Below are 23,931 nucleotides of genomic sequence, written 5' to 3' on the forward strand. Positions count from 1 at the left end.
TAGACAACTACTTCCATAAGAAAGGCGGATACCCATCTAAATCACCTCTTATATGTCTGGCTAATAATATGGCTTGTGCATAAGGAACCAGACCCCAAGAGATTTTTTCTCCCAAGAAAGGGTGCTTTATTTTCTCTTGCTTCTTATCCTGCCAAGCCTTTAGAAATTTTTTCCGGGCTTCATCTATCATAATAACTGCACCATTCTCTTTAACAAAGAAATCATTTTTATTAACAATTTTCTTATTGATCAAAGAAATAACAAATCGATCCGCGAATACTCCTCTTAACTCCTCCATAAGATCAAGTGCAAGAGAAACCCTTCCAGGACGGTCTCGATGCAAGAACCCTACATAAGCATCCAGGCCTACTGCTTCGAGTGCCGCTGCTGTATCATTTGCTAAAAGTGTATAAGCAAATGATAGCATCGCATTGACATTATCCATTGGCGGTCTACGATTCCTACCTTTAAAAAAGAAATCTTCTTTTTGTTGGAGAATCATTTGATCAAAAACTTTATTGTAAAGAATAGCAGCTTGTCCTTCATATCCTCTCAAAAGTTCCAAATCCGTTGCATTTTTAATTTCTATTAAGTTTTTAGACAATTCCCTTGAAACCTCTTTAAACATGGAGAGATCAATTCTTAAAGGGTAATCGCGGGTCATACGTTCTAAGATCCATTTGTTGTTATATACTTTCCCAATAATGAAATGCTTTGCTATCAATAAACTGAGTGAATCACTATCTGATATTCGATATTGAGCCTTTCTTAAGATAACATTACCTCTACTTTCACCGATCACCTTTGCCAAAAAACGACCGTTCTTTGTTAGAAAAACAAGCGAAATATTTCTTTCCGCACAGGCACCCATCAAAGCAGGACTGGCACCGCTATACCCAAAGGCATAAATAGACTCTAGATTGTGTAGGGGAACTCTCCCAATATCACTTTCTTCTTTCTTTACAACAATATTTTCACCGTTCAAAGTTAAATAGACATCAGGACTTGTTATAAATAAGCTGTTCAATAGTTTTCTCATTCTTTTAGAACCCTTTCGATATAACTACTAACCGATTGCTTAGTCATTAACGTGGGCATACATATATGTTGGAGTGAACAACTTTTACAAAAGGTCCCAGTTCTTACTTTGGGTGTATAGTTATTGTTAAAAAAATGATGCATCTCCTTAAACATCTTTCTTACCCTTATTCTATTTTCTTCTGAAATTGGAACTTCCACGCGATGTTTAATTTCATTGTAGAAAATATAGCCCGTATCAACCGCACATAGCAGCATCTCCTCAAGACATATCGCTTGAGCTGTTAATTGAAGAACATCTGAATCATCCTTCTTAGGCTTTCCCCTTTTATATTCAATTGGGATAGGTAAATACTTTTCTTTGGAGTTAAAAACCGAAACTCCTTTATCATTCTGGATAAATTCGACAACATCACAAATACCCGTTGCACCTAGTTCTGTTGATTTGATCGGTAGGGCTCTAACAATTAATTTATTTTGTCTCTTCTCTCTTATTAATGGCTGGTCTGCTTTAATATGGATATGTTGTCCTTCAACTGTCCTGACATTTTCTTCCCATTGCTGTTCAATATGGATTAGTGCCCATTGACGCTTACAAAATATAAAATGTTGAATACCTGATAGCATCAGGTATTCATCTTCGTTATTGTCCTGCATAAACTTGACAAGAGAGGTTATCTAAATTTTCAAGAGTCACAGTAATATCATCAACCGATCTAGGTTCATCTGTGTTTACATCAAATTTAAGCGAACGATGAACCTTTGCAGAGGAGTATTGACCCAATTTCGAATTATGCTCCCACCAATAAACATTGTGAACTTCCATACTTCCATCAGGCCTAGCTGAAGATGCATCATTCTCAAATAAAGTTATAAGAGCTTGTTTAAGTTTTTCAGCATCTTCATTCGTAAATCCTGTTTTCTCTGCTAGTTGGGTATTTATGCTCCCATAAAATACATAAATACCAAAATCAACTCGATGTTTCATCCCCATTGTATCTGAACCTTTTTTATCAGATGTTGTTGAATTCACACTCTTCGTAATTTGAATACTTGAAACATCAATTGGATGGAGACTAACAGCGGGATGAATAGAGACAGGTCCTCTAACCCCGACAGACAAAGAATCACCTTTGAATGCAAACACCTGTCCAAAACTTCTTACATCAAACCATGTTTGGCAAGCTATATCACCAAAAAGCTCCGCATTTTTTGCCTTCTCAGCCTTTTTCAATTCTTCTTTAGAATCTGCACGTTCTTTTAAACTTTTAAAACTATCCGTTTTTCTTTCATCCGATTGAACAAAAATTAGTTCTCCAGCATCCTGTAATCGATTTCTAATCTTACGTTTTAAACAAACATCTGACACTTCACCATAACCATCATAATTTTGTCTTGGACGATTACCATTTAATGGATCACCATTTGGATTTGCATTCCGCGCAGAGAAAACAACCGCAAAATCAATTTTGTGTTCTAAGCTACCCATTTAAAAGTCACTCCCAACAATTTGTTTTTCTTGTTCACTTTCTTTGTCCTTCTTACTTTTATAGAGTTCATGTCTTTGGCTGTAAAAACCCAATAAATAGACACCGCTTAATGGCTTATTATTAAAATCTTCTATTGCAATATTGGAGGCAACTTCATCTATTAATTTGTTTAGGTAGAGTGATTGATCACCCAACCTTGCTTGGTAAGGCTGCAAATTTGATTGAATAATATCCCAAGTTCTAGAAGGGTGCCTTGAAAAAGCATTCATATATCTAATTGCGTTCGTAGCTCTCCTATCTTCGTTCGATAATGCCCTTCTTTCAAGGACATCAGCAAGTGCTAATAATCTTCCAAACAAATAATCTCTGTTTTTGTTGGTAGGATCAAGAGACACGTTATACCCCTCCTTCTCGTAATGCTTTTTTAGAAGCGCACAAGTAATACTTAACGTTTTTTTCCATTCCCACTCATCCATTGACACAGGATTGGATGCCCGATGTATGGCAGACTTGATGATATCCAATGGAACCTTCCTTCCATCTATTACGCAAGACAGCATCCGTTCCATCAATCCTTTTACGAGCTTTTCACTGGCATGGCTCCCGTATGCGGCAAAAGCAATATCCCTTGTGGCCGGAGCTCCATAAAAATGAATCGTTTTCTTGTTTTCATCCTTTTTATACTCATGAAGCCAACTACAGGTTTTATGCCAGTTTTGTATTCGGCTAAGATATTCTTCCTTATTTAAATTTCGATAATATAGAACAGAGAGGCGACCTGGGGTTGCAGCATCTAGAATTAAAATCATTACGTTAGATTCATAGTTGAGACTGGACTTGAAACCTGTAATGGCTTTATTAAACAGTTCAGCAAACACTTGGTGGGTAGAATCCCCCTCTTCAATAACCTCCGTCTCTTTAATAAGATCCATCTCAATTAATAAGCTATGTAAATCGTCCTGAGGGGAGGGGACTTCTGTCTGATCGTTCCCCCAAACAAGGAATACCCGTCCATCAATAGTCTTACCCTGTTTTAAAATTAACCACTTCAAAGCATTATGAGCTTTTTGAGAAACCTTATAACTTATATTCGCCACATCATCTCCTTTGAGGAATCGTCCCCTAAATGTATAACCAGAATTGTCATTAGCTGAAATTAATTTTGCCATGTCGGCTGAATGTCTAATTTTTGTACTGTGTTTATCTGTTTTGGCCTCTTCTCTCCCTGTAACATAACAAAAATCTTTTTCTTTCAATTTCTGCTTATAAAAACGTATAAAGGAATCATAAACCGCCTTGTCTTTCCACAATCTGCGATTTATTTCCCCAGGTATGTGTACATCAAATCTCACAAACACTTTGTCCTGTGTATCATTCATAACCCGGAATAAAGGTGGTTTCTCCCCGAACAATGCTTCTTCATCTTTAGTCCATTTCTTTATTAAGTGATTATAACGATCGACATAAAGAACAGAACAATTTACCAAATCTTGAATGAGAGTCCCTTCTTTTAAATAGTGATAAATGGCCCTTATTTTGGGATGGGTAAAGTCAGACTCAGCCCATTCTTTTAATTGCATAATGTAATTATTAAAAGGATTGCCGGTTTTAACTTGTCCCCCAAAGGCAAGAAAGTCTCCAGCGACATACATTAATTTATCATGCAAAGGGTGTGGAACAGGTGCACTTGTTCTACTAAAAGAGTCTTCCGTGCAAGGGATCACTGTTTCAGCCTCTTTTTTTTCAATTACACTTGCAGAATAAAAATCTCCTTGTTCTGTTACCACTACCTCTATTTGGGCATTTTGTGTCGTATGAGATTCAGGTAATAAAGTATATTCCTGGCCATCCTTTCTCTTATTGAAACACCCCACCTGATTAGCATTCCTTTCATAGGTCTCATATAAATCCAAGAGCCAGCTCATCTAATTCCTCCTTTCATTTATAATTTCATCATGGAGGTCATCAACTGAGTGAATCGATTCTAAACTAAACTCTTTAGCTGCCATTTCCTTAATAGGGCGAACCAATTTACATTCTTCTGGATGGATAAATTTGATGACACCATTTGACATAACCGGTTGCCAAAGACGTGTTTCCATTACTTTTTGTCCAGTTTCATCCGGATAATTAATACCATGGACCATTGTTCCTAAATGAATATCCCCATAATCATCATAAAAGCCTGTCCCATTCCCGAATTCACAAGCTTCAACATAGCCTTGGCATTCTCTTGTGCCTAAGAAAATATCTCTTCTGCCGCCAACCATTACACACCGTTTAGCAATATTGTGATGTTTATTTTCGTTTCTGTCAGCAGCTAGATCCTTGCGGTGAGGATTAAAAATGAAATGTGCACGCACTTGATAGTTAACATCTTTAAGATACGTGTAATTAGCTAAATCATTTTTTCCATCTTGGTACTTAATGGGGCGAATTCCCTTCGCCTCCATCCTAATCGGATTCATTACCCGTACTTCGTCAATGACCCAAATAATAGTTGGTTTCCAGTAAATTGATTCCACAATCCCCTTTAGAGCTTGATAGGTAGGAACTTGATAGGATAACTTTTCACCACCCATTTTAGTGACTGGATCTGTAAATAACGCATATGAACCAAAGACTTCAAATTCAATTTGATTCCGCATTCCTTCCCCCCCTTTTGCTTTTGTCAAATCAAATGAAATGTCCTTCCATTGTGCCTTCCCCTTCTAAACTCACTCCAAATTCGAGATCATAGGCATTCTCTCTCAAACAAATAATCGTCCCTTCTCTTAAATAAATAAGATTGTTATTCTTGCTCAATTCATTGATTTCATGCTGAAAGACATTTACCGTATATTGCTGAGCTCTTTTCAAAAGAACCGTCATATCTCTTATACCAATATCTCCATTAAGTTCAGCAATAAGATCTTCCCCGTCTCCATATGGAACTAAAACAGATGTAGTTTGATTATCAATGACTTCAAAATATTGGCTGGCAGTTTTAATACTTGTATTTAAAACCAGATTAATTGGTTTTCCATTTTTACTTTTGTAGGCATTTACATAATCCTTATTAGTATTTAATAGATCATACATTTTTCTATTCTCTAACGCCTTTATAGGGTAATCTAAGTCATTATCAAACTGTGTGTAATAATTTTTGAAATAAAGTGACATAGTTTCTCTTGATAGGATGTCCTTTAACCCTTCCCTACTCTTCCTATCTCTTAATATTCTATGTGTTATATCCGCCCCTACCTTGATTTCCTTTAAACGTGTAAGGTTTTCCTCTCTATGATTTACAACGTATACATTTCTTATATCCAGTTTTCCATGTCGGTTACATCGCCCTGCTGCCTGGGCGATTGAATCTAAGCCTGCCAATGAACGAATGACACAATCAAAACTTATATCAACTCCTGCCTCGATTAATTGGGTACTAATGCACAATACCCGTTCTCTGCTTTGAATCGCTTTCTTAACCTTTTTTAGGATCTCTTTACGGTGTGCTGCACACATAGAAGTACTTAAATGATAGACTTGTAAATTTGAGTGACTTTCTTTAAATTGGTTGAACAGCTTTCGAACAACCGTTTTTGTATTTAAAATAACTAATATACTCAATGATTCATTAAAATTCCCCCGTACAAACTCAGATAATTCTTCCGTCGTCCAACCACTATCTCGTGTTTTATCAACAATTTCAACTCGCTTAAAAGCTTCTGAAACCCTCGATAAATTCTGGATCACTTCACCATCAATTGATTCCAATTTCCTTTTAACAAAATCTAAGGCTGGCTGTGTCGCCGTACACAATAGGATACTGGAATGACAGGTTTGCTTAAGAAAATTTAACGCCTCATTAAATAAAGACACACAATTCACTGGCACCGATTGAACCTCATCAAATATGAGGACTGAATGAGCCAAATTATGTAAACGTCTAATATTTCGTGTGCCTTTTGAATAAAAAGTATTAAGAAACTGAACCATGGTTGTGAAAATAATCGGTACATCCCAATTATCTTTTGCAAGCTTTAGAACTTTCTCCTTTATATAATGGGAATAATCTTCTTGATCTTCTTTCTCAATGACGTTTGAATGGTGCTCCAAGATGTTGTCTTGATCATCAAGGATTCTCTTCACTTCATCAGCGTTCTGTTCGATAATAGTCGTATAAGGAACAACATAAATAATTCGCTCTTTCTGATATCTAATCGCATGTTTAAGAGCATATCGTAAACTGGCTAGTGTCTTTCCACCTCCTGTTGGGATAGATAAGGTGTAAATTCCTGAGGGGTTTTCCGCGGATCTATCACATTCTTCCGACATTTTAGCACGGAGCTTATTAATAGGATGGTCTGAATCTGGACGTTTTTTTAATTCCACTAAATGGTTTAATAGGGTTTGATAGTAGCGTTCAAATAAAAAGGGGTCAAACGCAGCTCTAATCTCCGAATCATTTTCTTCAAAGCACCTTGTATTAGTTCGGTCTGCATCAATTAAACAGCTAAATATATATTTGGTTAAAAACATAAAGAATAATTGGATTTTCCCAGAACTGCCTCGTAGATTCTCTTTCATATAATCAAGAATCTCACCTTCACACTCTTTAAGGTAGTCATCTAATTCCGTTTCTTTGGTTATGTTTGCATAAAACTTTTTAGTGAGCGGCTGAAAATCTTCTATTATTTTCTCACTGACTCTTTTTAAGTAGTCAGACTCAAGCTGCGGATTTAAAAAATCTTGAAGGCCCGAGTGATGTGATATAATAACGTTCCCAATTATTTCAGCAATTAACTTTTCTGCAACACTGGTATCTTGCAAATGAAGCTTATTGTACAGAATCTTTCCCCCAGCTGTCGAATGATCAACACTTCCCTTTTTTGGGGGATGATCGGGGTTATTAACCGCTTCAATTATGTAATCTCTAAACTCGTCACTATATTTTCCAGTATCATGAAGCCAACCCGCTAGGCCAGCGAGTTGTCCGACTCCTATTTTATCTCCGAAACGTTTGGCGAGGTCTCTTACTCCAAATAGGTGTTCCTCAATCGTTTGAATAGTACCGTCTAACTGGCGGATATGCGCTATTGAATCCATTTTTAACCCTCCTCTCATTTTAAAGACACCCATCTAATTTAATCTTCTTATACCGTTCATAACTATAAAATTTCCTTTAAGAAAACTATAACACAATATTTGGATTATTGTTATTATTTTCCGACATTAATTATACTCCAATTAAACCAAAAGACCTTTACCAATGTTGGTAAAGGCCTATAGTCTTGATATAATCTTATAAATTAGCTGATTCCCTCAGTTTCGACTTTTTCCTTCACACCTATATATCGTTCCCACCTTTTATTGGTCCAGCGCCGGTAGATTAAGAGGCCGCGGAGCCACTCATCCGTTATGAAGCTGATCCATATGCCCATGAGTCCAAGATCCAATGCGATGCCGCAAAGCCAAGCAACCGGCAATCCGATTAACCACATCACGATCATGCCCAAATAAACAGGGTAGCGAACATCCCCAACGCATCGTAACGCGCTGATCAAGATGAGATTAAATGCCCGACCAGGCTCAAGTATAACAGTGAGCAATAACAGCCACTTTCCTTCATGAAGGATGTCTGGATTATGAGTGAACAGTCCAAGAATGCCTTGCCCAAAAAAGTAAAAGAAGATTGCAATGGTAAAGGAGCCGATAAATCCGACCTTAATACTAGTCATTCCTCGTAAGAAAGCTTCTTTATAACGCCCCGCTCCGACATAATGGCTAATCAGAATTTGTGACCCCTCACCAACGGAAACCGAAAATAGAAAAATGAACATCATAATATTTTGCAGGTAAATTTTAGTAGTCAATGCTTCCGTTCCAAGAAGCGTGACAAAATAAGTAATGACGAGTTGTGATAAATCATAAGACAGTTGCTCACCTGCAGAAGGCACGCCAATCTTCATAAGCTCCTTTAAATGATCCAATCGGTGCTTCACAAACATGGAGAGCTTGGGAACAACACCTGTCCTTATTATCAGTAAACTCAGTAGGATGATCACGCCAATTGCCCGACTCACTGTTGTCGATAAGGCTGAACCGTACACGCCAAGCCTTGGAAACATTCCCGGACCGAATACAAAAAGCAAGTTGCCAATGATATTCAAGATATTAATGCCGATTGTGACCATCATGGCATCTTTTGTAAATCCAAAGCTTCTAAGAATAGCCCCAATTGTCATGCTAATCGCAGCAAGGAAAATAAATCCTCCTACCACATTCAAATAGGTCATCGCCTGTGCCATTAATTCAAAAGGCGTATTCATTAAATGAAGCAACCCATGACCTGATAGCCATAGAACAAGGCCTAGAATAAGACCAACACTAGCATTCATGACAATTGAAGTGTATCCGACCTGCAGTGCTTCTCCCTTGTCTTTCGCTCCCAACAGTCTAGATACCATTATGATCGTTCCTAAAGTTGTAAAATTAAAGAGCACAAAGACGATTTGCAAGATCTGATTAGCCATTCCAACTGCCGCCACAGATGAATCGGAGTAGTGGCTCAGCATGAGTGTATCCGCACTTCCCATCAACATCTGCAGCAAGATTTCGATAAATATTGGCCAAGTTAACCTAAAAAGAGACTTATCTTTTGTATTCAAGCCTACTCCCCCAGACTATCCACCTTAATTCTTTCATGCCCGCAACCAGCACAGCCCATTTCTTAACGCCTTCTATTAACCCTTTCTCCATCTTAAAAGAAGCGGTTTATGAAATCGATTACATAAACAGACCTTTTATTAGCCACTTAAGTCTACTCAATAACTACTTTTGCGTCAATCCCAAATAAAATGACCTTTACAGGGTTCATATCCAGCGTTGTCCAACCCACCGTTTTATATCTGCAGTGGTAGCTATGGGGCGTTTTAACCTGTTTCATTTAACGAATTCCATCAAGAATATAGACCTTACACACGTTCTAGGCGTTTAGCATAAGCTAAGTATCAGTAAAGGTATAAAGGATGTTTGCCAATGCCAGCAGTTGTAGGAGCGGTAAAAGTAAACTCAATTTCAGGAAGCGGCATTTTCCACATTGGGGATGTTTGGCGGATTAACGCAAACAGTACGCTCAAAACATTTGCGGGTGCAGGTTCATTTAATACAGGGGATTATCTTTATGTTCAAAATGGCTATAGCATGACGAGTACGAATGACTCTGATTTCATCGACAACGTCAACTTCGGGAACATCTAGATGATTTATTCGGGATATTTAAGGACGTCTGCCGCATAGTTTAGTAGTAATCCTTAAAAAAGGGGAGCGGTTGACCCCATGGCCATGGACCCGAATACACTCAATCACCTTCACCATTTAAATCAATGGATTCAAGCTCTTCAAGAGCGGTTAGACTATGCAGAAAATCGCATCAACCAACTAGAAGAAAAATTAGAACAGCTTAAGAATGACAAGAAAATGAATGTTGGTCGGATTGAATATAAATTTGACCAGTTAAAAATTGAAAAGCTTGATGGAACGCTTAATATTGGCTTAACACCCAAAACAGGAGAAGGGACGCTGGATGACATTATGGTAGGGGACTCGCCCATTACAATGACAAACCCCGATAGATCTAGTGGGCTTCCTAAAAACCCTTCCAATCAAAGCCCTCTGATTCAGGCGGTCCATGATCGGATCGAAGCTTATCTCCAACATGAAGCGATGAACCACTTGATCCGTATTGAGAAAGAACAAGGCTTCCCGCTTAATGATCCCTATCGCCTTTTTATCTTGGAAGATATCCGAAAGCAAATCCCTCAGCGCCTTACACAATTAGAACAAGGGTTACAAGCTGATCCCTCAACACGGGAGCTCATTTATCAAGACCCTGATAAAGCTGAATCGCTTTTATATGAGGAGATGAAAAAGGAAATTGAGAATGGGACGGAACAATTTATTTTAAAATTAAAGAGTGGAAGTGACGCCTAATGATTTTAAATGTGATCAATCATGGTCTATCGATCGGTTCGATTGAGCTAAAAGGGATCTCCTCTTCTTCTGTTTTATTAATTGGCGATTGCCAGAGCATAAATCTTTCCTCTGAATTTGATACACCACCGGAATCCCTGATTGTTGCAAGTGGAAACGCCCTTGTTCCGCTATCACCTAGATAAGTACTCGGCAACTGCCTTTAAGTGAAAAGTTAAAGACGTTTCTTAGGGAGGTTAACTATGCCGCGCCTATCAATGGTTGATGATCTTTTATTGACGAATATTGCCTCGTCTTCTGCCCTGCAAATTGGTGATAGCCATGATGCTCAACTAACCAGTCATGCCCTTGCTGTCCAAAAGGAATACCCTAACTTCCAAGGACATGAAGGTGATCTCAGACCCTACAGAATTTTTACTCAAGAAATTTTTCGTCCAATTGGGCACATTCCAGTACAAGTAAATACCCAAAACATTGTTCCATTGATCAAAGTGGATCACATGCGAATCATTGCTATTGCCGCTTCTTCTATGATTCATATAGGTTCGATCAATTCAATTGAAACTGAATCCCGGATTAAACATTTCCGATCGTTTAGTACCGTTCCAGAAGGTTACCGTGAACGGCCAGAACTTACGATCTATACCAATTAATTTGAATGGCTAAAAAAAGGAGGTTTCATAGTGCCTGCTCTTGTAGGACCGATTAAGATTACCGCAGTTTCTAGCGCTGCCCAAGTCAACTTTGGAGATGCCCTTAATATCGCTCCAAAATCCACTTCCAAATCGTATGTAGGGTCAGGCTCATTTGGTACAGGCGACCTTCATTGTACTATTGATCTATTAAGCAATACGAATACCTTAGATCCAGACTTAATAGATGGAGCAATTGCACAAAATAACTAGTTGGGGGGCATCTTTATGGACCTCTATGTCACCCAAACCATTATTATCCATAAACTATCTATTGGGACGGCAAACAACTCCTCAGTCATCCAGATCGGGACAGCCGGAGCCATCAATGCGCTTTCCAATGTCTATAATACAGGGGGATTTAAAGGACCCGGTCCAGCCTTAGGAAACCCTCCTCAGGCACTGCCCCCCTCTTCACTTGAAGCCCCCATTTTAGTACCGCTTACTTCCCGCTAAAGCGATAACCCCCACCTACAAAGGGCTTACCACAGTGAGAGCTAAACTAGTTGATTAACCAAACACCGCCAGTGCTGAAGCGGTGTTTACTTTTGTTTTTGTTAAAAAAATACCAGGTCTCTTGAGATTTATAAGAAGGATAAATGGATTGCCGGTGGAATAGTTTTAGTATAAGCAATTAGCTAGGAGATAGCTCAAGGCAGAGAGGAGATGTCCGGATGTCTGATACAATTGTAAAAACAATTTATGGACAAGTTGAAGGTGAAGCTTTATCGCAAGGCTATGTTTGGAGGGGCATTCCCTATGCGAGGGCCCCTATTGGTTCACGGCGGTTCAAGCGGCCAGAACCACCCGAAAGCTGGAATGGCGTAAGAGAGGCAACCGAATTTGGCCCGATCCCTCATCAGCAGCAAAACGAGATCATGGCCTTTCTTGGCAATTCAGTTGAGAACATGAGTGAGGATTGTCTGTACTTAAATGTCTGGTCACCTGCTGCAGACAATCGCAAGCGGCCTGTCTTAGTATGGATCCACGGTGGAGCCTTCGTCACAGGTTCTGGATCTAGCTTTGCCTATGACGGAGCCTCTTTTATTAAAAATGGCGATGTTGTGGTCGTGACACTCAATTACCGTTTAGGCGCTCTTGGCTTCCTTCATCTTGCAGAGCTTGGCGGTGAGGAATATGCCACATCCGGGAACAATGGCTTATTCGATCAAATCGCGGCATTAAAATGGATCCGGGCTAACATTGAATTCTTTGGCGGTGATCCGGATCGCGTTACAGTCTTTGGTGAATCGGCAGGTGCCATGAGCATTGGCGCCCTTTTGACGATGCCAGAAGCAAAGGGTTTGTTCCAGCAGGCGATATTGGAAAGCGGTGCCGCCCATAATGTAGTGACGGTCGAGAAAGCAAACGAAATGACAAATTTATTTTTGAAAACGCTTAATATCGAGGAGCACTGCCTTTCACTGCTTATCGACATGCCTGTGGAAAAACTTATCGAAGCCTCGGCTCAATTACCCTCTATGCGGTTAGTTCCTGTAGTAGACGGTATCAGTATTCCTATCCACCCAGAACAAGCCATCGCGGAGGGGGGCGCAAAGGATATTAATGTACTAATCGGAACAAACAAAGATGAATTCACCTTATTTACTGCTTTTGATCCACGATTTAAAGCGCCAACTGAAGAAACGGTCGCAACGATGTTTGAGGAGTTGATGGGTAAACATCTATGGAAGAAACTTGCCCCTTTTATTACTGCTGCTCAGCCCCTTACACCTGATTTACTTGTTCAATTTATGACCTTTTCCGTATTTACAGGACCGGCTCTGAAGCTTGCTGAAGACCAAGTGAAAAATGGCGGCAATGTCTGGATGTACCGATTCGATTGGGAGACTGATGTTCAAGATGGGCTCCTCAAATCCTGCCACGCCCTTGAACTCCCCTTTGTTTGGAATACGGTCGCAAACCCTCTAACCGAACGCTTAACTGGGGACGGACCAGAACGGCAAGCCCTTGCTAATCAAATCCAGCAAGCCTGGATTGCCTTCGCCCGTTCAGGTGACCCTAACCATCAAGACCTTCCTCTTTGGGAACCCTATGATCTCGAAACACGTCCTACTCTTATATTCAATGTTGAAAGCAAGCTCGTCCAAGACCCTGACCGCCAAAGCCGCCTTTTATCCAAACAAATGACAACCCTACTTGGAAACTGATAGACAGATAAAAAGCTGTAACGGACACTCAGTCCGTTACAGCCCGCATTCGATTAAACGGCTTTTAATTTTTCACCCAGCAATTTAAAGGCGTCTTCTAGCTCCGCTTTAGGAACGGTCTCATAGAGGTCCCCTATACTAATTTCATACGAGCATTCCTCATCGTTTACTTCTTTTATATAACCGGTAAGCCCAACCCCGGTTTCCTGATAAATGTCAATCAAAATCGGCTCAACAATGTCCTTTGATTTATAAAAATGGACATGGAACATATTAGAAACGGGTTCTTTCGGAAGCGTCTCTACCTTCTCACAGCGATTATAAAGCGCAGCAAGTTCCTTGGCTTCTTCATAGTATTGTGCCATCTTCCCAACTCTAAGATCGAAGTAGTAATCCGACGAGAGAATATACGGATACAGGCTGATCAAATCACCGCCGTGTCGGCGTTTCCAGACCTTTGATTGCTCTGTGAATGCCTTATTTCCTGCAAGTATGGCCCCCGCAATCCCGCCAATTCCTTTATAAAAAGAAACATAGACGCTATCAAATAGAGCGCAAACCTCTGCTGCCGTCTTTTTATAGTAAGGGAGAATTTCAAAAAGCCTCGCTCCATCCAAATGAAGACGGATTCCTTCTTCCTTACAATAAGCCGAAATAGCTTCCAAAGTTTCATAGCTTGGGAGTTGACCGCCAATCTCACGCTGCGGCAATTCAAGCAAAAGGCAGGCAATCTCTTCATTTAAACGGGTCACGTCTTCCAGTTCAATCACGCGGTCCTTATCCGCTAGTAAAATGGGTTGAATATGGTGAAGTTCTTTTAATCCGCCCTCTTCATGAATCTCTAAATGGCAGAGAGGGTGATAAGCGACCCGTGAATTCTCTTTCTCATCACACCAAATTCGCAAAGCGATTTGTTGCGCCATTGTACCGCTAGGAAAAAATACGGCTGCCTCTTTTCCAAGAAACGAAGCCATCTTTTCTTGAAAAGGTTCAATGATCGAAGCCTTTCCATAAATATCACTTTCTAGCTCTCCATCTACCTCGTGCAAGGCTTTTTTCAACACCTCTACCGTTCTTGGTCCATGGCCTGCTAGTTTATAAGGGGCCTTTCTAAATGCTTCTGCTAAAGAGATTGCTTCCGTCATTGCCAAAACTCCTTTGAGATCATCTTCTCTATAGTGTATCCTTATGCAGGCCTATGCGTCCACTAGGTTATTCGGTCCACCCCTCATTATGATAGGGAAGCGAGCACCTCAATGGCTTGATTAATATGTTCTTTGGTTGACCGATTTCCAAATGAGAAGCGGACCACCTCCCGCGCTTCATCCACACTTCTTCCCATAGACATGAGAATCGATGAGGGTTTCTGCTGATGGACACTGCAGGCTGAGCCTGTTGAGATCGCAACACCTTTTCGATTAGCCTCAAGCATCACAAATTGTCCTTCTGTCCCCGGTACCCTCATGGCCAAAATATAGGGACTCGTCTCCTCAAGTGGGCTTTCAATCACAATCGGTAAGTCTCTCTCTCTCATTTCGTTTATCATATAGCGTTTGATATCAAGCACAGTTTGGTAGTTTTTTTCCCGATCGGCCATAGCCCGGATCGCCGCCTCCGTAAACGCTGCAATTCCCGGAAGATTAACCGTCCCTTGCCTCCTGCCGTTTTCGTGCGTCCCAAACGGTAACAGGGGAACAAACGATAAGGATGGGTCGATATAGAGCCCGCCCACTCCTTTAGGCCCATAGATTTTATGACTTGAAAACGAGATACTTGATAACCGAGATTTTTTTACATCAATTGGTAGCTTTCCGAAGCCTTGCACCGCATCCACATGAAAACGAACCCCCTTATCATCTAAAAAGGCCCCTAATTCCTTAATCGGCTCAATAAAACCAAACTCCCCGTTCACATGGGAAGTGATAACTAAACACGTCTCCTCTTTCAATAATGGCGCTAATTGTTCAATGCCAACATGTCCATTTCCATCAGGCGACACACGCTCGACAAGGAAACCTTGCTGCTCAAGTTGGCCTAGTGCGCTTTTTACAGATCCATGTGCCCCTTCTGCCACTAAAATATGATTCCCTTTTTCTTTACAAGCCATAGCGTGACCGTAAATTGCCAGCAAATTGCTCTCCGAACCGCCGCTAGTAAAGACTAGCCCTTCAGTCTCTCCATTGATTGTTGTCGCTAGCTGCCTCCTGCAATGTTCCAATAAATCATTAGCCTCCGTTCCAATATCATGAAGACTCATCGTATTTCCGAAAAATTTTTTTGACACTTTCACATAGACATCTAGAGCCTCATCTGAAATGGGTGTCGTTGCCGCATAGTCTAAATAAATCATGATTCTCCCCTTCTCTAAACATTTTTTTGCAAATTAGATGGTTTGCTAAGCTGCCAAATCATGATGAAAAAGTGGTCTTTCCCTAATACGGCTTCCTTTAATTACCTTTGCAACATTTTGAACTTAAAAGCTAAAAAGATTCTGTGTGTCACTCCGAATTGCAGGGTTATATAAGTCATTTTACCACTTCTTTTTTCTTGCCATATGTTTGCTTATATGTCAATATAGGTGTCAAGACACATGTAAATATCGAGGTGTAAACATGAAGGCAATTTATGCCGATACACTCATAATTGGCAGCGGTCTAGCCGGTCTCATGACTGCCCATACACTTTCTTCCGACCAACATGTGATACTTCTCACAAAGGGCAGCTGGAAGAGCTGTAATTCTTACTTAGCTCAAGGCGGGCTTGCCTGTGTCACGCACCCGGAAGATTCTTGGCTTGATCATACAAACGATACGTTAATTGCCGGTAATTATCATAATGAAGAAACAAGAGTCCAAGCGTTAACCAAAGAAGGTCCCTCTATTTTTCAAAAATTGCTTGAGCTCGGTGTTCCTTTTGACCGATCTCCTAATGGTGAGATTTCGCGAACTCGTGAAGGCGGTCATCACTTCTCGCGCATTGTTCATGCTGGCGGTGATGCAACAGGAAAAGTCATTATGGAGACATTATGGTCAAAGCTTCCACCACATATTAAGGTTCACCAAGCTACCCAGGCTGTTCAATTAGTCGTCGAAGAAGGAATCTGCAAAGGGGTCTGGGCGCGGGATCCCGAAGATCAGCTCGTTCTCTACCTTGCCGCCCATGTCATTCTGGCAACAGGCGGGATTGGTCAGCTGTACCAACCCACTACAAATGCGATTACCATTACCGGCGATGGCATTGCAATGGCCTATCATGCAGGTGCTCATTGTACAGATATGGAGTTTATTCAATTCCACCCTACGCTGCTTAATACCGATCAAATAAGCGGAGCTCTAATTTCAGAAGCCGTTCGCGGTGAAGGCGCCGTCTTGGTAACGAAGCAAGGCGAGCGGCTTATGCAAGGCATCCATCCGCTCATGGACTTAGCGCCTCGTGATATCGTTGCTAGAACCATCTACTCAAGACAACTTTTAGGGGAAACTATCTATCTAGATATTCGTCCTGTTCACCATTTTGAAGAACGCTTCCCGACCATTACGGCCATTTGTCGCCGGGCCGGTGTGGACCTCGAGAAAGGATTGATCCCAATCAGTTCTGGAGCCCATTTTATCATGGGCGGGATTAAGACAGATGACATCGGCCGAACCAGCCTTGCTCATCTCTATGCGATCGGGGAAACAGCCTGTTCGGGCGTGCATGGAGCTAATCGCCTTGCGAGCAACTCCTTGCTTGAAGCGGCCGGATATGCTTTAAGACTATCCAAGTATCTTAACCAAATAGATAAGCAGATTCCTACTCTGGATCCTGCGAAACTAGAACCTGCCCATGATCTTATTGATAGTGATACCTTCTTGCCGTCAAAACTTGAGATTCAAGCCCAAGTTACAGAGTATCTCGGCATACTCAGGGAATCCTCTAATTTGCAAAAAATGAAGGCGTGGCTTGCTCCCTATATTAAAAGCTTTCCTAGAATTTCTCCACGGGAGCTCACAAAAGCACAAAATGAACGCTTTAATATGATCACCGTCGCTTGGCTAATGACCCTTTCAATGCTTGAACGCACAGAAAGTAGAGGCGCCCATTTTCGAGTGGACTATCCACTTGAAAACACGCAATGGCTTAGAAAACGATTAACAAGGGAGCGTGGCATCATTGAACACGTTTAAACTGGGTGAACTTCTTAACCAATTTTTTATTGAAGATATCGGGGATGGCGATCTTACAAGTACCTCGATATTCTCCAAGGATGAACAAGCTGAGGGCCTCTTTACCGCAAAAGCTGATGGGACATTTTCAGGGTTAGATGTCCTTTTGCAGGGCTATGACTTGGCGGATTCCACGATTAAGGTGGAGTCACTCGTTCAAGATGGTGACCAAATTTCAAAGGGGCAGAATCTTCTTAGAGTTCACGGACCCGTTGTCGAACTTCTAAGCCGTGAGCGCGTCATCCTTAATCTGGTTCAACGAATGAGCGGAATTGCCACTCAGACTCATCAGGCTGTCAGTCTATTAAACTCTGACCATACCAAAATTTGCGATACAAGAAAAACCGTTCCCGGCCTTCGGATGCTTGATAAATATGCGGTACTGTGCGGAGGTGGAGCCAATCACCGGTTTGGCTTATATGACGGCGTCATGATTAAAGACAATCACATAGAGCATATGGGCGGCATTCTTCCGGCCGTCAAGAAAGTGCGAGAAAAATGCGGTCATATGGTCAAAATTGAAGTGGAGACTGAGACACGCGAGCAGGTGCTTGAAGCGATCGAGGCAGCAGTAGATGTCATCATGTTTGACAATCGGACACCGGACGAAATTCGTGAATTTGCAAAACTCGTTCCTCCACATATCGTAACTGAGGCTTCCGGCGGCATCACTTTAAATACCTTACCTTCTTATTCGAATACAGGTGTTGATCTCATATCCCTCGGATTCTTGACCCACTCTGTCAAAGCACTCGATATCAGCTTCAATCTTTTATAAAGGAGTGAAAAAAAGTGAGCCTACTTGAAACTTTTAAGCAGCCGAACCAGCTGCCTGACCACATTATGTCCCTGTCCGAAGAGGCAATGGCGAAACGCGTCCGGGCTATTAAGCAACAACTAGGAGCTCGTCTTTTTATTCCAGGTCATCATTATCAAAAAGATGAAGTGATCCAGTTTGCTGATGCGACCGGGGATTCGTTGCAGCTTGCTCAAATCTCTGCTGCAGCAAAGGAAGCCGAATACATCGTTTTCTGCGGCGTCCACTTTATGGCGGAAACGGCTGATACGCTGACGTCAGCTAATCAAACGGTGATTTTACCCGACATGCGTGCCGGCTGCTCGATGGCAGATATGGCTAATATCCGTCAGCTTGAGCAAGCATGGGAGAGACTGCAGGCGGTCTATGGTGACACGATTATTCCGATCACCTATGTCAATTCGACAGCCGCCATCAAAGCCTTCTGTGGCCGCCATGGCGGTGCTACGGTCACTTCTTCAAACGCTGAAAAAATGCTGCGCTGGGCATTTGCGCAAAAAGAACGCGTGTTATTTTTACCGGATCAACATTTGGGGCGCAACACCGCAGCCGACATGGGCATCCCTTTAGAGCAAATGGTTGTCTGGAATCCGATCGCTGGTCGCTTTGAAGGTGGTGGGGCCGAACAGCTTGAGGCCTGTAAAATGATTTTATGGAAAGGCCATTGCTCTGTCCATGAGAAGTTTACCGTAGACAATATTCGTGACTGGCGAGAGAAGGATCCTAATATTCAAATCCTAGTCCACCCTGAATGTTCGCACGAAGTGGTCTCAATGTCTGATATTTCTGGGTCCACACAAAAAATAATTAAGACAATCGATGAAGCACCGGACGGCAGCCATTGGGCTATTGGCACCGAGATGAATCTTGTCAATCGCTTGAAGCAAGATTACCCAACCAAGCAGATCGACTCCCTCAATCCGCACATGTGCCCATGCCTGACCATGAATCGCATTGACTTGCCTCACTTATTGTGGTCACTCGAACAAATTGCCTCAGGGACTCCCGCTAACATCATTACCGTCCCTGACGAAATCAAAAAAGACGCCAAACTTGCGATCGAGCGCATGTTTGAGCATGTATAAAGAAAACAGCCAGTCAAGAGCGCCAAAATGCCAGGGCTGTAACGGCCTTTTAGCCCGCTACAGCCCTTTCTTGGCTCTTTTTTTATTGTAACGGACACTCAGTCCGTTACAGGCTCATTTTTGCTCTTTTTCCTATTGTAACGAACACTCAAGTCCGTTACAGGCACTTTTCCTGCCCTTTCCCCCCCATTTTCCCCTTCTAATGGACTCAGTGTCCGTTTTGAGGCTTTTAGATAGGCGAGTTAAGAGGTGGAGTTATCAAAACGAAGGCGAATAAAATAGGGAGCAAGCATTAGAAAACGTCATGAGAGTAAGAAAGAATTGGTTAAGGAAGGCTACTTTTTGTTGGACTTTGGTGACGTCCTCAAAGTTAAGCGGTCAGCCTTACTGAGGGTTTGCGAAGAGAAATCCAGGAGGGTTATTTTGCCTCCTCGCGAAATATTGTGGGTAGGAAGAATAGACTTAAGAGGTTTATCATGAAGCGGCGGACATGATGACCTTTACACCTTTGCGGCTTAGCTTTGTCCTCATGTCCGCAGCGGCTCCATGCCCAACCGCTAACTATGACACCATCTTTTTACTTCCCACCCAGCAAGGAGCTGTAATTTACTGAGGTTATACTCTAAAAAAAGAATTTTCGTCTATTTTAGATCCGTTCATCCCAAATTCGTTGGCAATTCGGATGAGCGGTTTCATCATTGAAAGTTAGTTGAAAAACATCCGGATTAGTTAAAGCTTTCCAGTCTTCGAAGCCTTTATCAGGATCAAAGTGCTTCAGGATTAAGGCAATTAGATTACCGTGAGAGACTAAAACCCCTGATTTATATGACGAGGAGAGAAATTCGTTAACGACCTCAATTCCTCTCTCAGTGGCGTTTCGACTCGATTCACCGCCATCCAGACAAAGGTCAATGTCCGTAAAGCTCTCCTCCAACAGCTTGAGCCAATCTGGAAGCTCTCTATTAGAGAGAACGCGCTCTCTTAAACGATCATCAAATTGAATGGTGATATTGAGGCGGTCCGCTAAAGGCTGAACCGTTTGACGAGCCCGCTCGAATGGGCTTGCGATCAAGCAATCGATTCGGTGCTCCTCCAAAAAATCAGCTAGCGCCTCCGCTTGCTTCCTACCTTTTTCCGTTAAATTGGCTTCAGGAGGCTGCCCCTCTGCCTGGCAATGTCTAACAAGATAGATAGTTTTCATTTTAACAGTTCCTCTCCGCTAACTTACAAATGCAGGGGTGGTTCGTCTAGTTAACTCTCTACTTTCATAGTCACACCGTCCACTTTTTTGTAAATCCGCTTTTTGTTAATCTCAACTTTCCGTTTAATTTCTGAGTCGAGGTCATATCCAAGAATTTCCGCAAGCCCATAGAGATAGATAGCAACATCTGCCAGCTCTTCTCCTAAAGAAGGGAGCTTTTTCCGATAGGCCTCAAAGGCTTCCGCTAGTTCTCCTTGGGTTAAGCAAAATTCAAGCTCAACATTCGTCACATTAAAGCCTTTTTCAATTTTATTTTCATAGATTTGTTTTTGAATCGGTTTTAAGTTCTCCATCGTTCTCTCCCTTAATATAATTGCAGAAATACTATAAACGTTGATCATCAACAGAGATGAGAAGTCATATAGCTGCCGGACCTAGCTAAAAAATTATAGCTTCGCACCGAATGAGCTAACTCCCATTAGGAGCTGGTTGCCAAATGCCTTTAGCCACTCGTTTTATCGATTATCGTTAATAGGTACTTTCAATGGCTTTCACACGGTCATAAAGGTATTGATTGGTCGGAGTCAAGATGCCATGTTTTTTTGCCAATGTAAGGACAGTGCCAGCGAACAAGTCGACTTCAGATTTCCTTTTGGCATCCACGTCCTGAGCCATTGAAGGTTTTCCAGTTGGGTTAAGTGTCCCAAGAACGGTTAACCAATAATCCAAATCCGCTTCCGACAACGGATAGCCTTCCTTCTGAGATAGGACGATGACCTCTCGCATGGCAGCAATCATTGTATCCCTCTCTTTTCCTTCCCTTTGAACGTCTCCATAATGGCAGCGTTCCACAGCGCAGGTTTGATTCACGCCTACGTTAAGCATGAATTTCCCCCATAGCCGGTGGAGCATGTCCGTCACCGCTTCGTAAGGAATATCCACTGAATCAAAAAATTGGGCAACTTGTTTGACCTTATCAGACACAACACCAGGTTCTTTATCCCCAAAACAAAGCATGCCTTTATTGTGATACGTCAGCTCATTGCCTACCTTTACCGCGTCCATTCCTTGTGCCACACAATAAAGCACCCTGTCGTGACCATAGGCTTCTCCAATAATCGCTTCGCTCGAAATCCCGTTTAAAGCAGAAAGAATAATCGTGTGCTCACCAACATGATGTTTGACTGATTGAATGGCCTGTTCTAAACCATCCTGTTTGACGGTAAAAAGAATAAGGTCAGCCGGCTCCACTTGCTCCTCAGGGCTGACAAAGTTAAAATCACACGCCTCACCGTTACAAAAGACCCCTTCTTTTGTATAACGATTAATGCGATCTTGATCGGCAATAAAACGCAAATCCGCTTTCGCCATTTTTTTAGCCAATTGCTGACCAAATAAGATACCAAGAGCACCGAGACCGATGATTGAGACACGCTTTATAGTCATCTCCAACACGCACCTTTTTAGGCTAATTTTACCACATAACCTAATCTCTAATCTCGAAATTTTTTAAAAAATATCACATAGAGTCCCTTAAGCCACGAGGATGTCCCCTTAACGCGGAACTAAACCCCAACTGAATAGGAACATAACGATTAATTAAACGTTTGTTTAACAAAAACCTTTCTATTTTAGCGAAAATATTTTCCTTATCAAACAAACGATCACGAACAGAGCGTCGCCGCTAGCGCTCGCCCAAGTCCGCAATCAACCTATTTAAAGCCGCCAAAGCAACAAAAAAAACACCCACTTTTTTAAACGTGAATGTTGTTTGTGCATGATTAGCCTGTTCAATTAGTTGGGTCAAGTTCGATCGTACCTGAGATCTCTATTCCTTTTAAAGCTTGTGAAGCAAGTTGATCGGCTTCTTGGTTGCTCTTTCTTGTCACATGCTCATACACGGGCTTAAGACCCAGCTTATCCAATTGGGCCTCCACTCGGTCCGCCCATCTGTTCAGCGTATCCTCTGTGACCGGCCAATCACCGCTTAACTGGCTAATCACCACTTGAGAATCCCCTTTTATTTTAAGGGTTAAATGATGAACCCCTAACCCCTCTAATTCCTTAAGAGCAAAATGCAGCGCCGCATATTCGGCCTCATTATTGGATTCAAGCTCCTCAACCCAAGCATTTTTTCTTAATCGATAATGCTTTCCATTTTGTTGGAAGTACACCGCAAAGCCGAGACCTGATTTTCTCGTTTGCACGTCATAACCACCGTCAAAATAAACCGTCACATCATGAGGCTCAGTTTCAACGCCTTTAAGATATTTTTTTAACTCCTTGACCGTCCAAGTTGAATCATTTCCATCTATAATTTGCAACGATTTGACGCGCCCGGTCCGCTCCATATCCTCAACCATTAGAAGCGCCTTCTCAGCCCGCATCTCCTTTGAAGTCATCAACGTCTCCAAACCGCGCGGCGTCTTATAGGTAAACTCAAGCCGAACATCCATGACCCCACCACCACCTTTTGGGTTTCTTCTTTTCAAGTATGACCAACGCTTTTAAAAATCATCCACATGTAAGCCTGACACCAGTGTGTCTTCCCCGCTTTAAAAATCAAGCGTTGCTAATTGCTGATCTGAATAAAAAGAAGCCACACCTGGCACAGCTTTTATGTAATCAATGACTGCTTCCCTCGAAATGCCCATATCCTTATGAATCCCCTTTAGTATGGTCTGGAGATATTCCAGAGATGGAGGATTTAGTTCATCCTTTTTCATCTTTTCCGTCGATGTAAAGGTAAAAATCGGATAGCCTTCTTCTTCTCCTAAGTAAAGAACATTCCCATACCAAGATTTGCGAAAGATATGCGATCCGTTCTGAATAACCGCTTCAAGATCAAGCTCTAACTCCCCAGACTGTTCGTTTTCCTGCCGAACCACATCGATGAACTGCTCTCTTGTAATTAAGTACATTCTGCTATAAGTGTTGGTCTCTGGGATTGATTCCAAATCGATAAAAGCAACGCCTTTTCCCTGCCACTTATCGGCTTCTTTTGTAAAATAAAGAGGATGTTTGATAATCAGATTCCTTGCTTCAATCGGAAGCGACTGATCCCGGCACCCGATTTCTCTTTTCGAAGACCCTTCAGGAGTCCCGCCAAGGATATAACAAAGAAAACGGTCGTGATTAATATTCGATCCATAGCTTGCATACCATACATAATCTAATGACTCCATCTTCTGTCCCCTCTCGATTTAAAAAATAAACGCCCTTATCAATCATAAGGACGTGCTCAGTAAAACATGACTA

Annotated in this window: 24 protein-coding genes; 10 read left to right on the forward strand and 14 right to left on the reverse strand. The window is 41.7% G+C overall.

What is annotated here, in order from left to right; genetic code table 11:
* Positions 1-7: 7 nt before the first annotated feature.
* The 7 genes from cas1c to PU629_RS19890 form a co-directional block, all read right to left on the reverse strand.
* Positions 8-1,039 (reverse strand): type I-C CRISPR-associated endonuclease Cas1c, encoded by a 1,032-nt coding sequence (gene cas1c, locus PU629_RS19860; protein ID WP_275281748.1) that lies wholly within the window; start codon positions 1,037-1,039, stop codon positions 8-10.
* Positions 1,036-1,695, reverse strand: coding sequence for a CRISPR-associated protein Cas4 (gene cas4, locus PU629_RS19865; RefSeq protein ID WP_275281749.1), 660 nt, complete (start codon positions 1,693-1,695; stop codon positions 1,036-1,038). Before cas4 ends, cas1c begins: the two co-directional genes overlap by 4 nt.
* Entirely contained in the window at positions 1,682-2,527 is an 846-nt protein-coding gene (gene cas7c / locus PU629_RS19870; RefSeq protein WP_275281750.1) for a type I-C CRISPR-associated protein Cas7/Csd2, read from the reverse strand. Before cas7c ends, cas4 begins: the two co-directional genes overlap by 14 nt.
* The gene (gene cas8c / locus PU629_RS19875) at positions 2,528-4,453 is read right to left on the reverse strand and encodes a type I-C CRISPR-associated protein Cas8c/Csd1 (RefSeq protein WP_275281751.1); all 1,926 of its coding nucleotides are present in this window, start codon (positions 4,451-4,453) and stop codon (positions 2,528-2,530) included. It abuts the gene before it with no gap.
* Positions 4,454-5,176 carry a type I-C CRISPR-associated protein Cas5c gene (cas5c, locus tag PU629_RS19880; protein WP_275281752.1) on the reverse strand — a complete coding sequence of 241 codons (723 nt, stop codon included), beginning with the start codon at positions 5,174-5,176 and terminating at the stop codon, positions 4,454-4,456.
* A 28-nt stretch (positions 5,177-5,204) separates the two neighbouring features.
* Positions 5,205-7,616 (reverse strand): CRISPR-associated helicase Cas3', encoded by a 2,412-nt coding sequence (gene cas3 / locus PU629_RS19885; protein WP_275281753.1) that lies wholly within the window; start codon positions 7,614-7,616, stop codon positions 5,205-5,207.
* A 203-nt stretch (positions 7,617-7,819) separates the two neighbouring features.
* Positions 7,820-9,178 (reverse strand): MATE family efflux transporter, encoded by a 1,359-nt coding sequence (locus tag PU629_RS19890; RefSeq protein ID WP_275281754.1) that lies wholly within the window; start codon positions 9,176-9,178, stop codon positions 7,820-7,822.
* 370 nt (positions 9,179-9,548) lie between these two features.
* Here PU629_RS19890 and PU629_RS19895 point away from each other — a divergent pair, with 370 nt between their 5' ends.
* The 7 genes from PU629_RS19895 to PU629_RS19925 all read left to right on the forward strand — a co-directional run bounded on the left by PU629_RS19895 (position 9,549) and on the right by PU629_RS19925 (position 13,365).
* Positions 9,549-9,770, forward strand: a complete 222-nt coding sequence (locus tag PU629_RS19895; protein WP_275281755.1) for a spore germination protein — start codon at positions 9,549-9,551, stop codon at positions 9,768-9,770.
* A 78-nt stretch (positions 9,771-9,848) separates the two neighbouring features.
* Complete coding sequence (gene gerPC, locus PU629_RS19900) at positions 9,849-10,502, forward strand: spore germination protein GerPC (protein WP_275281756.1); 654 nt, start codon at positions 9,849-9,851, stop codon at positions 10,500-10,502.
* Positions 10,502-10,687, forward strand: coding sequence for a spore gernimation protein GerPD (locus tag PU629_RS19905; RefSeq protein WP_275281757.1), 186 nt, complete (start codon positions 10,502-10,504; stop codon positions 10,685-10,687). The genes gerPC and PU629_RS19905 overlap by 1 nt, the downstream gene beginning before the upstream one ends.
* A 57-nt stretch (positions 10,688-10,744) precedes the next feature.
* Positions 10,745-11,155 (forward strand): spore germination protein GerPE, encoded by a 411-nt coding sequence (locus PU629_RS19910; protein ID WP_275281758.1) that lies wholly within the window; start codon positions 10,745-10,747, stop codon positions 11,153-11,155.
* A 30-nt stretch (positions 11,156-11,185) separates the two neighbouring features.
* A complete protein-coding gene (locus tag PU629_RS19915; protein ID WP_275281759.1) occupies positions 11,186-11,407 on the forward strand; it encodes a spore germination protein in 222 nt (73 codons plus the stop codon).
* Between the two features lie 15 nt (positions 11,408-11,422).
* Positions 11,423-11,650: a spore germination protein GerPB gene (locus PU629_RS19920; RefSeq protein WP_275281760.1), complete on the forward strand. Its 228-nt coding sequence runs from the start codon at positions 11,423-11,425 to the stop codon at positions 11,648-11,650.
* Positions 11,651-11,868: 218 nt separating this feature from the next.
* Complete coding sequence (locus PU629_RS19925) at positions 11,869-13,365, forward strand: carboxylesterase/lipase family protein (protein ID WP_275281761.1); 1,497 nt, start codon at positions 11,869-11,871, stop codon at positions 13,363-13,365.
* Between the two features lie 53 nt (positions 13,366-13,418).
* On the opposite strand, the gene PU629_RS19930 is transcribed toward PU629_RS19925, so the two are convergent.
* Both PU629_RS19930 and PU629_RS19935 read right to left on the reverse strand, forming a co-directional pair.
* A complete protein-coding gene (locus PU629_RS19930; protein WP_275281762.1) occupies positions 13,419-14,510 on the reverse strand; it encodes a threonine aldolase family protein in 1,092 nt (363 codons plus the stop codon).
* 86 nt (positions 14,511-14,596) lie between these two features.
* Complete coding sequence (locus tag PU629_RS19935; RefSeq protein WP_275281763.1) at positions 14,597-15,715, reverse strand: IscS subfamily cysteine desulfurase; 1,119 nt, start codon at positions 15,713-15,715, stop codon at positions 14,597-14,599.
* 262 nt (positions 15,716-15,977) lie between these two features.
* On the opposite strand from PU629_RS19935, the gene nadB reads away from it, so the two are divergent.
* Genes nadB through nadA form a run of 3 tightly spaced genes read left to right on the forward strand, consistent with a single transcriptional unit; the run spans position 15,978 to position 19,472 of the window.
* Positions 15,978-17,531, forward strand: coding sequence for an L-aspartate oxidase (gene nadB, locus PU629_RS19940; RefSeq protein ID WP_275281764.1), 1,554 nt, complete (start codon positions 15,978-15,980; stop codon positions 17,529-17,531).
* Positions 17,518-18,348: a carboxylating nicotinate-nucleotide diphosphorylase gene (nadC, locus tag PU629_RS19945; protein ID WP_275281765.1), complete on the forward strand. Its 831-nt coding sequence runs from the start codon at positions 17,518-17,520 to the stop codon at positions 18,346-18,348. The genes nadB and nadC overlap by 14 nt, the downstream gene beginning before the upstream one ends.
* A 14-nt stretch (positions 18,349-18,362) precedes the next feature.
* Positions 18,363-19,472 carry a quinolinate synthase NadA gene (nadA, locus tag PU629_RS19950; RefSeq protein ID WP_275281766.1) on the forward strand — a complete coding sequence of 370 codons (1,110 nt, stop codon included), beginning with the start codon at positions 18,363-18,365 and terminating at the stop codon, positions 19,470-19,472.
* 646 nt (positions 19,473-20,118) lie between these two features.
* Here the strand turns inward: nadA and PU629_RS19955 are convergent.
* The 5 genes from PU629_RS19955 to PU629_RS19975 all read right to left on the reverse strand — a co-directional run bounded on the left by PU629_RS19955 (position 20,119) and on the right by PU629_RS19975 (position 23,858).
* Entirely contained in the window at positions 20,119-20,673 is a 555-nt protein-coding gene (locus PU629_RS19955; RefSeq protein WP_275281767.1) for a histidine phosphatase family protein, read from the reverse strand.
* Positions 20,674-20,723: 50 nt separating this feature from the next.
* Positions 20,724-21,026, reverse strand: coding sequence for a MazG-like family protein (locus PU629_RS19960; protein WP_275281768.1), 303 nt, complete (start codon positions 21,024-21,026; stop codon positions 20,724-20,726).
* A gap of 175 nt (positions 21,027-21,201) precedes the next feature.
* Positions 21,202-22,119 carry a ketopantoate reductase family protein gene (locus PU629_RS19965; protein WP_275281769.1) on the reverse strand — a complete coding sequence of 306 codons (918 nt, stop codon included), beginning with the start codon at positions 22,117-22,119 and terminating at the stop codon, positions 21,202-21,204.
* Positions 22,120-22,463: 344 nt separating this feature from the next.
* Positions 22,464-23,129, reverse strand: coding sequence for a ribonuclease H family protein (locus PU629_RS19970; protein WP_275281770.1), 666 nt, complete (start codon positions 23,127-23,129; stop codon positions 22,464-22,466).
* 99 nt (positions 23,130-23,228) lie between these two features.
* Positions 23,229-23,858, reverse strand: a complete 630-nt coding sequence (locus PU629_RS19975; protein WP_275281771.1) for a hypothetical protein — start codon at positions 23,856-23,858, stop codon at positions 23,229-23,231.
* Positions 23,859-23,931 lie beyond the last annotated feature (73 nt).

Source organism: Pullulanibacillus sp. KACC 23026 (assembly GCF_029094525.1).
Lineage (GTDB): Bacteria > Bacillota > Bacilli > Bacillales > Sporolactobacillaceae > KACC-23026.

Coding starts and splice junctions, on each gene's coding strand:
- cas1c (WP_275281748.1), bottom strand. CDS start 1,039: ATGAGAAAACTATTGAACAGCTTATTTATAACAAGTCCTGATGTCTAT.
- cas4 (WP_275281749.1), bottom strand. CDS start 1,695: ATGCAGGACAATAACGAAGATGAATACCTGATGCTATCAGGTATTCAA.
- cas7c (WP_275281750.1), bottom strand. CDS start 2,527: ATGGGTAGCTTAGAACACAAAATTGATTTTGCGGTTGTTTTCTCTGCG.
- cas8c (WP_275281751.1), bottom strand. CDS start 4,453: ATGAGCTGGCTCTTGGATTTATATGAGACCTATGAAAGGAATGCTAAT.
- cas5c (WP_275281752.1), bottom strand. CDS start 5,176: ATGCGGAATCAAATTGAATTTGAAGTCTTTGGTTCATATGCGTTATTT.
- cas3 (WP_275281753.1), bottom strand. CDS start 7,616: ATGGATTCAATAGCGCATATCCGCCAGTTAGACGGTACTATTCAAACG.
- PU629_RS19895 (WP_275281755.1), top strand. CDS start 9,549: ATGCCAGCAGTTGTAGGAGCGGTAAAAGTAAACTCAATTTCAGGAAGC.
- gerPC (WP_275281756.1), top strand. CDS start 9,849: ATGGCCATGGACCCGAATACACTCAATCACCTTCACCATTTAAATCAA.
- PU629_RS19905 (WP_275281757.1), top strand. CDS start 10,502: ATGATTTTAAATGTGATCAATCATGGTCTATCGATCGGTTCGATTGAG.
- PU629_RS19910 (WP_275281758.1), top strand. CDS start 10,745: ATGCCGCGCCTATCAATGGTTGATGATCTTTTATTGACGAATATTGCC.
- PU629_RS19920 (WP_275281760.1), top strand. CDS start 11,423: ATGGACCTCTATGTCACCCAAACCATTATTATCCATAAACTATCTATT.
- PU629_RS19925 (WP_275281761.1), top strand. CDS start 11,869: ATGTCTGATACAATTGTAAAAACAATTTATGGACAAGTTGAAGGTGAA.
- PU629_RS19930 (WP_275281762.1), bottom strand. CDS start 14,510: ATGACGGAAGCAATCTCTTTAGCAGAAGCATTTAGAAAGGCCCCTTAT.
- PU629_RS19935 (WP_275281763.1), bottom strand. CDS start 15,715: ATGATTTATTTAGACTATGCGGCAACGACACCCATTTCAGATGAGGCT.
- nadB (WP_275281764.1), top strand. CDS start 15,978: ATGAAGGCAATTTATGCCGATACACTCATAATTGGCAGCGGTCTAGCC.
- PU629_RS19955 (WP_275281767.1), bottom strand. CDS start 20,673: ATGAAAACTATCTATCTTGTTAGACATTGCCAGGCAGAGGGGCAGCCT.
- PU629_RS19960 (WP_275281768.1), bottom strand. CDS start 21,026: ATGGAGAACTTAAAACCGATTCAAAAACAAATCTATGAAAATAAAATT.
- PU629_RS19965 (WP_275281769.1), bottom strand. CDS start 22,119: ATGACTATAAAGCGTGTCTCAATCATCGGTCTCGGTGCTCTTGGTATC.
- PU629_RS19970 (WP_275281770.1), bottom strand. CDS start 23,129: ATGGATGTTCGGCTTGAGTTTACCTATAAGACGCCGCGCGGTTTGGAG.
- PU629_RS19975 (WP_275281771.1), bottom strand. CDS start 23,858: ATGGAGTCATTAGATTATGTATGGTATGCAAGCTATGGATCGAATATT.